This window comes from Nostoc sp. PA-18-2419 (assembly GCF_005869855.1).
GTDB lineage: Bacteria > Cyanobacteriota > Cyanobacteriia > Cyanobacteriales > Nostocaceae > Nostoc.
Map to the genome: position 1 here is coordinate 93,538 of NZ_SZNH01000026.1, position 9,224 is coordinate 102,761.

Consider the following 9,224-nt stretch of genomic DNA (forward strand, 5'->3'; position numbering starts at 1 on the left):
TCGCAAAGATTTTTAAGTGACAAACGAACTGGTTTCATTCGTAGATTATTACTCCACTATCTAAAATTCTGGGATGTTCCAGTTTTGCAATGATTTATCCCTCTTGTGTGACTTTCCGAGTATTCTGAATAAAAGGATTAAAAGAAAAAACTCTCTTCAGGTAGGCAGGGCAATGGATGTAGAATTAGAAATTCTCAAACATTTGGCTTTCTTATGCTCACCCAACAGTTGCCATGATTGATGAATATTGTACAGAGTATAAAGACCTGTTCAAAGAGGTAAGAAATTATGAGTGCTTTAAATATTTACATTTGGGGATAATATCAACGATAAAAAGAAAATCGTTACCAGAAATAGCGAAGGTGGTAAGTATAAACTCAGCCCAGTCATTACATTGAGAGGTGGTGGGAGATTATTTTTTGTGTTTACACGATGATTGTTTGAATTCTCCAGCTTTGTTAGCCTTAAATCAATCTCGTCAAATTGAGACTGAGGGGCAAAGAACTAGCTATATTGCTTTTTCTAATCATCAACAATGGAATCATGAATGTGGATGGAAGAATGTTTTAAATAATCTGCGTCTAATTGTCCAACCACTCTTACTATTTTAGTTGATTTATCCCTGGCTCGATATTTTTCCTAATTCACAGTTATTAGTGGGATTCAATCATTTAATTACTGCTATGAATCAATTTAAACCCTGTTATGTTTCTGGATGATTTAGCTCCTGAACTACTTACTTTCTCCGGAAAGTGACACAAGAGGGATATATTGGTATCTTTGCGTAACTCACATCTTGGAAATGGGTTTACTGGAAATGATAGAAAGCCCTCAGTAAATCACTGAAGGCTTTATCATTAGCGCTCACTCTATTTCTTCAGCAATATCTTCGTTACGACGGAGGTAAAATAAGTCGCTGAAGAAATAACTCCGGATTATCTAGAAACGGATTAATTTGGTTGAAATCATAAGTACCACCATTTATGTCTCCAATATACTGACGCAGCAAAACCTTACAAGGAACTGCGGTTGCAGATTTCGCTTTCTCTCGGTTCCAAGGGCTAATTTGCGGTTGATTGTCATAAATAGCGACCCATAAACCATGACATTGGGCACCTTGTTTCATTGCTGCACTAAGATTTTGTTTTGAAGTCGGGTCTTGTTTAGCACTTGTATAAACACAAGGAAGTAATTTCACCTTACTACTGGCGTTGACAACAGCGTTTGACCAACCCAGGTAAAACTCTTTGGACAACGAGGGCTGACTATCTATCCCCTCAACATCTAAGAAGAAATAAAAACCATCCCCCTGTGAAGCAAGGTAATCTTCGTCGAAAGTGTCTAAAACGTCTTTTGCATGGCTAGTGCCTATATCCATTCCATCAAGGTATGTACCATCGACTTTATTGGTTTGTCTAGAAATTGGTAATACTCGAACGATCGCATCATGTAATGGTTTATTTTCAAACTTATGAAGGTATTCTCCCCAATTTGTATTACCTTGGAAATACCGCCCCCAAAAACGGGGAGATGCCCCCATGAGTTTGGCGGCTTCTTGAATCATGGTAGATGAGTCTACCTTATCCAAGGTGTCAACACCAGCGATTCCAGTTAAACTCAATGAACCTGGCCACTCAGCTTGCCATCCAAATAATTTTTGATGATTATCCAGGGCAGTCCACGTACTTGCATCAACAATACCATTTCCTGTCAAACCGAGATTTTGCTGAAATCGATTGACTTGTGCCAATGTAAGAGGGCCAAAATCTCCATCAAGGTCTAATGGGCCATAGCCGCAGCCATTTAACGCATCTTGAAGAAATACAGTCCACTCGCTGTTGCTGTCTTGTTTTAGGACTGGGCGATCGCTAGGTTTTGGCTTTTCTAGATTATTCATGTGTTCACTTAGCTCTTGAGTAAGAGTTCTCATGTAAACATCAATTCCTTTGTAGGTAATTCCGGATTTTTGCCCCCTCAAGGTAGTAGTTAGTAACTCCAGTGACGATGAAACGGACTGCTGACTCTGTTAACTTTGAATCTCTTTTCCAAGCTCAAACAGAACTTTCATTAAGTCAGTACAGTCTCAACAGGTATAGTTGCTAATTAAAAAGAATACAGAAGTAATATGACATTAAATAGTTTTTGTCACTCAACACGCGCATCTGTCGTCTGTGCGCTCTTGGCCATCACCACCCTGGTGACTGGCGGTGCGACTACTGCTCAATCCAGCCCTCAACCGAGTATCGTCTCAAATCTGAACCAGTGCAAAATCAGTCAGTTATCGGTTCACCGAGTGAATTCTGACGCTGCTATGGGTCATATCGGGGTGAGCTACGCCTTCACTAATATTTCGTCATCGCCCTGCACTCTATACGGCTATCCTGGGTTTGTGCCGCTAGATGCCAAGGGTCAGCCACTTCAAGGGGTCAAGACCACCTGGGAACAGAGGAATTACCTGCATCATGCTCAACGGCATCAATTAACTCTAGCTCCCGGCGCTCAAGCCTCATTTGAAGTTGTCTACAACCACATCAGCTCCGATGGCCAATCCTGCTCAGAGTCAGCCAAGGTTGAAATTACGCCCCCCAATACCCACGACCACTTCTCCCTTACTGAACATCTCAGCCCTTGCCGAGAAATTTCTGTTACCCCTGTAGAGGCTGGCATTATCCAGAACTAATACTGGTATTTCTAATCCATCAGCAGCTATCAACTCTATTTCAAAAATAATTCATCCTCTTTGAATTGGGGGAGCGATCGCCCTGAATCCTCTTTGAAAAAGTTCTAATTTTCTGGAACTTTCAATCTAGGCGGTGTAGTCCTAAGAAAGAAAAGCGACTTATAAATAACTTCTATAAATAGCCCTTGGGGAATATAACCCCATCAAAAGCCCAAGTCTCATACCTGGGTTTTTTGGTTTTGAGGCAATGCAAAAAGCGGGCTGTGACGCTCGTTGGCATGATTGCGTCTCACGAATGGGAGAAGACTCGGTTTAGCTTCTCTACAAGATACTACTCGCGTTCGCTATTGCTGAGGCTTTGACGTTATTCTTCATCATTGCCGTATGTCACGCAAGGACTGTCAATTATGAGTGCTGGCTCAAATGAATTGCAGAAAATGACGCTAGAACAATTCACTCCAAATTCGTCAGGGTGAATGCACTCTATGGCTCCTTCTATTAAGGCATGGAAAGCACAATCATTGCAGATAGTCTGACATGGTGGTTGACACTCAATTGAATCTGACATCACCTCTGACTCCTACTCATCATCATCTGGCAAATATAAAGCGCTGCTATCAGTCGGCCTAGCGTGTAAGTACATCTCAGTAATCGCTACCGAACTATGCCCCAATGTTTTTTGCAACAGGTGTATCGGCGCTCCTCTATCTAAACTATGGGAAGCGTGGCTGTGTCTGAGCCAGTGGGGTGATACATTAGCTTCAATGTCAGCACGTTTGGCAGCATTTCGCACTATATGAAATACCATCGACCGACAAAGATGACCCCCCTTAGCTGAAACAAACGCAGGGTCATCTTTACTCCCGTTACCCTTTAAAGAGATAATGTCCCGCCAAATGCCAGCACCCACTAATACAGTTCTAGTTTTCTCGCCCTTACCGAATACTGTAATTTGTCCACCATCGCCACGACTTTTAAGGTCGCGCCACTTTAAGCCGCACAATTCACTTACCCGCAAACCTGCAAAATAAAGTAAACGGATGATAGTGCGATCGCGTCCATTAGTAGTGGAATTTATCAGTAAATGCACTTCCTCTTGAGTTAAAATTCGCTCTGCCAATCGGTTCTTTGCCTTGGGTGACTTGACTAATACTCCTAAGTTAGCTGATATTACCCCAAGCTGTTTAGCAAAGGAAAACAAGCTTTTTACTGCCCCCACAGCCACCCGCTTAGAATTATCAGAACTACTTAGTGTCATCACCCACAGTTGAATATCCATGAGGGTGCAATCCGAGAGGGGCTTATTGGCATGAGAAAAAAACCGCTCGGCATGACGGCGGTAGCCATCAACGGTGTTTTTGCTCTTGCCGTGTAGCCAAAGGTCAGTGAGTTCAGCGTTAGTGAGGGTAGAGGAACTATTCAACATTGCCTATTCTTATGTTGAATGCTCTTTCATTAAACCCCAAGTTAGGGGACAGTTGAGATTATTTCACGGGATGGTAAAGCCCATCTTTGGAGTCGTACTGCCAAGCTACCTTACTAGGGTCACGGTCTTGACACCACCTCACAAAATCTTGAGCATTGAGGCTTTGTTGCTTAGAGCGTAAATTGTCAGCACTTGTACCAAGCCTCCAAGCCAAATCTTCCTCTTTATGCGGCTTCAGTTGGGGACTTTGCCCCGAATGATAGTTTGAGTATGCAGACCTGGGCTTTCGTGCTGTGTTTTGGTTGCGTTGCAGCATCATCATTGCCCCTTCTAATTGAGCAAGTCTGGTAGTTATAGCTTCTAGTTTCGCTTCAAACTTCTCTTCCAAACTGCTTTCTATTTGGTGTAGACGAGTTTCTACATCAGTTTCTACACCATTCACAGCACCCAGGACGTGATGGAGTCCTTGAATAACTAAATTGGTGGCGGTGGTGTTGCGCTCTTTGGCTGCGGCTCTAAGTGCTTCGGCTAAAGGCTTAGGCAGTTTGAAGTTGATTGATTCCCGGTCTGCCATTTCTACACTGTTTATATACGCAGGTATAGACAGTTTACCGTGCTTTCAAGCATTCGCGTAAGCGCGTCTCGTAGAGAGGAAACTTGAGCAATAGAGCGTAGGCTTTTTGAACCGCAGGCATCGCATTTTAATCAATGACTTGCCTTCTGGCAGACTTAATTTGTCCTCGCTTAGTTTTACTGTCAAGACGTTTTTTTTGAGAACTGCGAGTTGGTTTGGTGGGTTTGCGTATTTGGGGCAATACAACTGCGTTAAGTATGAGTTGCTTGAGTCTATGCATTGCTTCTTCGCGGTTTTTCTCTTGAGTGCGGTGTTCTTGAGCCTTGATGACAATAACTCCCTCTTGGGTAATGCGTCGGTCGTTTAGCTTCAAAAGCTGTTCTTTATAGAAAGCGGGTAGTGATGAAGCTTCAATATCAAAACGCAAATGGATGGCAGTAGCAACTTTATTGACATTTTGACCCCCTGCACCTTGAGAACGAATCGCACTAATTTCGAGTTCGCTATCGGGGATGATAATTTTATGAGAAATTTGCAGCATAACTTATATATAGCTTACTCAGTGCGAGCGCACCTGTCCTCTAAGAAAATTGCTCCTTCGTGACAGACGCGCTTAGCGATCGCTCCCCTATTTTTCTTAGAGGAAATTTGAGCAATAGAGCGATCGCCGGAAGCGTTAGCAAAGCTTATCGTAGATATCGCCAAATCATTGCAAATAATTTATGGCTGCACTAAAGACAGGATGATGCCAACGAGCGAACCCAAAACTAGCACTATACTGCTAAAAGAACTGATGACAAAGCCAATCATCCGCTTGGAGGCAGCCTGATAGTATCCCCAAGCGTAGGCAATTCGACCCACAAGCCAGATAGCACCAACAAGCGCCCCCCACAATGGGCTGACGTAGAAAGAAAATAACCATAAAGCAGCCAAGAAGAAAACCATTTGCTCGCTTGTATTTTGCTGAACGCGTAGCGCTCGTTCAAAGCAGGGATCTCCTGTCATTTGAGGAGGTGGTACTTCATATTTGGCTCTGGCTCGACCAACATTAATTGTGATGACCAAGTACAGCAGCAGTGTCAGAGCAGTTATAAGACTAGTCCAGGGCAACATATCTTGCATCCTCAAGTACCAAAAAAGTATAGTTCTTTGGGTTCATAATTAAGCGTAGTTTACCGCCGCAGGCATCGCTCACAAGAATTTTCTTAGAGGAAAAACAGCGTAGTTTACCGCCGTAGGCATCGCCCTATACAGTATCATCCATCCAACCGCACTCTGAGTTTTGACAATCCCAATGCACCCGCGCCGTCCAGTAGCGGTCAAACTCATATCCACACTGGGGACACTTGCCAGTAAACATAGGATGGGTATCTAGCAGTTCTAGCTGTTGCAGTTGCGTCAATTGCTGCTGTGGTTGCAGTATTAATTCACCGTTGTAATAACTGGCCCCCTCCGATTGCCATAGCTCCTCTGCTTGAGCGTTAGGGTCAAGTCGGAAGTCTATGCAAGTGTTACCGTTAACCCCAGCCGGATGTATGGCACAGATGATGTGGGGGTCATGGGAGTAGAACTGGCAGTGATAGGCACTGGGGAATTTTCATAGTACCAGTGTACTGCTTTGAAGCAAGCGATCGCTGTTCTGTGGCAGTGCATTTACCAGATCGCCCATGAAATTATTCGTGAACTGGATTGAGTTGGGTTCCATAATCAATGGTCACACCACTTGAAGCTCGGCGATTATTGGCTTGTTTATTGTCTTTTGCAACTTGAGAACGGGTTTGTGGTGTGACACAAACATAGTCATTAGGAACGGCTTCGCGCCAAACGTAGCCTTGACGACAAGTGAAAGAACCATAGGGGCCTCCACCAGGCTGAATACGATTAGCAACTTGACTATTGTCTTTTGCAGCTTGAGAACGGGTTCGTGGTGTGACGCAAACATGGTCATTAGGAACGGCTTCGCGCCAAACATAGCCTTGACGACAAGTATCTGGCCCATAAGGTAGTCCTTGCGCTTGAGCAGAATGACTAAACATGAGTGTTAGAGAAGTAGAACTAAGCACGACGGCCAAAGTAGTTCCAGTTAACAAGGTAGTCGTCGAAAATAAAGATGCAGAAAGTTTGTGAATGTACATTGCGTGTTTTTCCTGCCTTGATGGCAAATAATTTGAGATAAACACCAATACATTGACTTATAGTTTGGTGTTGAAAATTTTATGCAATCTGCCCATCATCCACCGAGAAATTACAACAGCGAACGCTCCAAAAGTCGATTTCGTCTCTACAAGACACTACTCGCGTTCACTTGAACCCAGGTTCTGACTTTTGCCGTTAAGTCCCTTTAATAAACTACTAAACGGAATTTCTCACAAGTAAGAAATTTGGGCTATTTATATACTTACCTTGAGAGCTTTAACGTTTAAAGCTTTCGATTGAAGAATAGTTTTGCCGTCCACTATTATCTGTAAATTCGGTGAAGCTTTGTAAAGAGAGTGCATTTCTACCTTTAAGATCCAAAGTCAGAAGAGTTTGAGCAAATTCTGGATTGTAGCTAGCAGTCCCATAGCGGGTGTTTGGGTTTTGTACATTACTGCTATAGGTTATTAGGCTGGTTTTCCCCCATTTGCAGTCAGTAGGATGGCATTTACCAAATGCTTCAATGTTTAATTTATTGCCACCTGCTGAAGTGATCACTAAACGAGTAACACCACTTGTATTTGAATTAGTATTGACCCAAGTACCAATAAAGTCAGCAGGTGCAGCTAGAGCAGGACTAATTAAAGCGGTAGCTAAAGATGTACTAGACAGGGCAAGCACCAAAGAATTTTTCAACATATAATTGACAGTTTAAATTTGGTATTGTCACTATGTTCCTAAGTGAAGCTACAGTAGTTTAGAGGGAAGTTACGGAAATTTTTGGCGGGATTTATTATGAAGTTTTTCTATGAATTGACTTTTAGCTAGGCTAAAAAATTTCTCGCTAACTGTTTGATTGCTTGATACTGATTTTCATAAGTAACGTCATACAGGTAAGGGACTTCCAGAGAATAAATTATGCCAAAAAAATAAAAGACAGTATCTTTCTAAGAATGATAATCATTATGAGTGGGAGAAAGGGGTTGCCACCGGCAACCCCTTTCTCCCACTCAATTAGTCATAAATAATATTATCTATTCACCTATTGTTTTGGAAAGGGGAAAATGGTGATGATTTAATATAGCTTAAAATTTGATAATTGCTTTTACCGAAAGTAAATATTTAAGTTTGACTACAACAGATATCAATAAACCAATTACCCAAGTTCGGATAAATTGCATGGGTAGAATTAGTTAAGCGTTCGATTCGTTTTTCAATTTGAGACATAGCTTTTTTTGTTAACTTTACCCCAGTCTCATAGATTTCATTCACTAATTTAACCACAGGATGTTTATCTTTCCATTTCATAGTCATAGCAAAATTTAAAGCTGTCTCTACTTCATCTAAAATGCTGCCATTCCAATGATTTTCTAATACTGCCCATGTTCTTTCAATTGGGTTATATTTGCTATAGTAAGCTAAACGTATATTCAGTTGATGCTTTTGAGCAAATTCAACTATACGTTTCATGAACTGAGTACGCCGAGAGTTATTCTCTGGCCCGTTATCTTGATTAAGAACTAATGTTTGAACTTGAGAAAAACGATGTTTTTCGGTTAACCAAAAATCCTCTAATATATCAATAATAAAATCACTCGTTACTTTCGATTCTGTGAAATATAAAAAAAGCTCATCAAGTTCGGCAATAAATATACCATAAGGAGTTACACTGGTTTTCGGGTGAAAATCGTGGTCAAAAGTTTCTGTTTTGACTCTATTTCTACCACCTCGATCAAATGCGCCAATGTTTACACGAGCCTTGGCATCTAGACTTCAGCGTAAAATACTTGGGTCAGAGTCAGCATTTTGATTAACAATTTCTAATTCCTCAAAGATTGCTTCGGTTTCTGGGATTTTTTTTGAGGTAAAACTTTCTTCACTCGTCTAGTGGTGTAACCTAAATCATTTAATTTGACTCGAATCGTTTCGGAACTAGGTAAAACTCATCACTATAACCGTACTTGTCTATGAGTTGCTTTCTCACTTCGACAGCACTCAATCGAGTATACAATCTTCTACTTTTAAAACTCGGGTCAGTCTGGCTTTGAGAATCGACTAAATTTTTTATGTCTTTTAAAAGATTGGATAAATGTACTTCTGCTTTATAACGTCCTTTACCTGAATAATTATCAACACAAGTAATACCAGTTGTTAATTCTTTTATTCCTTTACGAATCGTGTCTCGATTCCATGCCAATTCTCTATGTGCTAACCTTTGCCCTCCAAAACCTAATTTCACAACTGTCTGTGCCATAAATTTACGTTTAGCTGCACCTTTTAGTTGAAATGCAGTTTCAATTAACAACTTTTTCTAGGAATCAGTTAATACTATAGACACAGGCACCTTTTGCCAGACTCAGAAACAAGCCTCATGATCCAAATTACTACAAAAGGGGGGCGAAGGGCTG

12 protein-coding genes and 2 pseudogenes are annotated in these 9,224 nt (G+C 41.5%); 3 read left to right on the forward strand and 11 right to left on the reverse strand.

Going from position 1 to position 9,224, the window contains the following annotated elements:
* Nucleotides 1–172 precede the first annotated feature (172 nt).
* A pseudogene (locus FCR06_RS23035) lies at nt 173–719 on the forward strand (hypothetical protein).
* Nucleotides 720–892: 173 nt separating this feature from the next.
* Here the strand turns inward: FCR06_RS23035 and FCR06_RS23040 are convergent.
* Nucleotides 893–1,930 carry a peptidoglycan-binding domain-containing protein gene (locus tag FCR06_RS23040; protein ID WP_138503864.1) on the reverse strand — a complete coding sequence of 346 codons (1,038 nt, stop codon included), beginning with the start codon at nt 1,928–1,930 and terminating at the stop codon, nt 893–895.
* A 195-nt stretch (nt 1,931–2,125) separates the two neighbouring features.
* Here FCR06_RS23040 and FCR06_RS23045 point away from each other — a divergent pair, with 195 nt between their 5' ends.
* Nucleotides 2,126–2,680, forward strand: a complete 555-nt coding sequence (locus FCR06_RS23045; RefSeq protein WP_138503865.1) for a DUF4232 domain-containing protein — start codon at nt 2,126–2,128, stop codon at nt 2,678–2,680.
* A gap of 364 nt (nt 2,681–3,044) precedes the next feature.
* Here the strand turns inward: FCR06_RS23045 and FCR06_RS23050 are convergent, their stop codons facing one another.
* From FCR06_RS23050 to arfB, 4 genes are all read right to left on the reverse strand, one after another.
* Nucleotides 3,045–3,248 (reverse strand): hypothetical protein, encoded by a 204-nt coding sequence (locus tag FCR06_RS23050; RefSeq protein WP_138503867.1) that lies wholly within the window; start codon nt 3,246–3,248, stop codon nt 3,045–3,047.
* 12 nt (nt 3,249–3,260) lie between these two features.
* Nucleotides 3,261–4,106 (reverse strand): tyrosine-type recombinase/integrase, encoded by an 846-nt coding sequence (locus FCR06_RS23055; RefSeq protein WP_138503869.1) that lies wholly within the window; start codon nt 4,104–4,106, stop codon nt 3,261–3,263.
* Nucleotides 4,107–4,164: 58 nt separating this feature from the next.
* Nucleotides 4,165–4,680 (reverse strand): hypothetical protein, encoded by a 516-nt coding sequence (locus tag FCR06_RS23060; RefSeq protein WP_138503871.1) that lies wholly within the window; start codon nt 4,678–4,680, stop codon nt 4,165–4,167.
* Between the two features lie 127 nt (nt 4,681–4,807).
* A complete protein-coding gene (gene arfB / locus FCR06_RS23065; protein ID WP_138503873.1) occupies nt 4,808–5,221 on the reverse strand; it encodes an alternative ribosome rescue aminoacyl-tRNA hydrolase ArfB in 414 nt (137 codons plus the stop codon).
* 59 nt (nt 5,222–5,280) lie between these two features.
* Here arfB and FCR06_RS34385 point away from each other — a divergent pair, with 59 nt between their 5' ends.
* The gene (locus FCR06_RS34385; protein WP_262984706.1) at nt 5,281–5,415 is read left to right on the forward strand and encodes a hypothetical protein; all 135 of its coding nucleotides are present in this window, start codon (nt 5,281–5,283) and stop codon (nt 5,413–5,415) included.
* On the opposite strand, the gene FCR06_RS23070 is transcribed toward FCR06_RS34385, so the two are convergent.
* The 6 genes and pseudogenes from FCR06_RS23070 to FCR06_RS23090 form a co-directional block, all read right to left on the reverse strand.
* Complete coding sequence (locus tag FCR06_RS23070; protein WP_138503875.1) at nt 5,401–5,793, reverse strand: MAPEG family protein; 393 nt, start codon at nt 5,791–5,793, stop codon at nt 5,401–5,403. The two genes, FCR06_RS34385 and FCR06_RS23070, sit on opposite strands and share 15 nt — an antisense overlap.
* A gap of 133 nt (nt 5,794–5,926) precedes the next feature.
* Nucleotides 5,927–6,082, reverse strand: a complete 156-nt coding sequence (locus FCR06_RS33780; protein WP_223280255.1) for a hypothetical protein — start codon at nt 6,080–6,082, stop codon at nt 5,927–5,929.
* A gap of 98 nt (nt 6,083–6,180) precedes the next feature.
* A complete protein-coding gene (locus FCR06_RS32925; RefSeq protein WP_189523541.1) occupies nt 6,181–6,333 on the reverse strand; it encodes a hypothetical protein in 153 nt (50 codons plus the stop codon).
* A gap of 20 nt (nt 6,334–6,353) precedes the next feature.
* Nucleotides 6,354–6,815: a hypothetical protein gene (locus FCR06_RS23080; protein WP_138503879.1), complete on the reverse strand. Its 462-nt coding sequence runs from the start codon at nt 6,813–6,815 to the stop codon at nt 6,354–6,356.
* A 277-nt stretch (nt 6,816–7,092) separates the two neighbouring features.
* Complete coding sequence (locus FCR06_RS23085; RefSeq protein ID WP_138503881.1) at nt 7,093–7,515, reverse strand: hypothetical protein; 423 nt, start codon at nt 7,513–7,515, stop codon at nt 7,093–7,095.
* 423 nt (nt 7,516–7,938) lie between these two features.
* Nucleotides 7,939–9,121 (reverse strand): annotated as a pseudogene (locus FCR06_RS23090) (ISAzo13 family transposase).
* Between the last annotated feature and the right edge of the window lie 103 nt (nt 9,122–9,224).

Coding starts and splice junctions, on each gene's coding strand:
- FCR06_RS23040 (WP_138503864.1), bottom strand. CDS start 1,930: ATGAGAACTCTTACTCAAGAGCTAAGTGAACACATGAATAATCTAGAA.
- FCR06_RS23045 (WP_138503865.1), top strand. CDS start 2,126: ATGACATTAAATAGTTTTTGTCACTCAACACGCGCATCTGTCGTCTGT.
- FCR06_RS23050 (WP_138503867.1), bottom strand. CDS start 3,248: ATGTCAGATTCAATTGAGTGTCAACCACCATGTCAGACTATCTGCAAT.
- FCR06_RS23055 (WP_138503869.1), bottom strand. CDS start 4,106: ATGTTGAATAGTTCCTCTACCCTCACTAACGCTGAACTCACTGACCTT.
- FCR06_RS23060 (WP_138503871.1), bottom strand. CDS start 4,680: ATGGCAGACCGGGAATCAATCAACTTCAAACTGCCTAAGCCTTTAGCC.
- arfB (WP_138503873.1), bottom strand. CDS start 5,221: ATGCTGCAAATTTCTCATAAAATTATCATCCCCGATAGCGAACTCGAA.
- FCR06_RS23070 (WP_138503875.1), bottom strand. CDS start 5,793: ATGTTGCCCTGGACTAGTCTTATAACTGCTCTGACACTGCTGCTGTAC.
- FCR06_RS32925 (WP_189523541.1), bottom strand. CDS start 6,333: ATGCACTGCCACAGAACAGCGATCGCTTGCTTCAAAGCAGTACACTGG.
- FCR06_RS23080 (WP_138503879.1), bottom strand. CDS start 6,815: ATGTACATTCACAAACTTTCTGCATCTTTATTTTCGACGACTACCTTG.
- FCR06_RS23085 (WP_138503881.1), bottom strand. CDS start 7,515: ATGTTGAAAAATTCTTTGGTGCTTGCCCTGTCTAGTACATCTTTAGCT.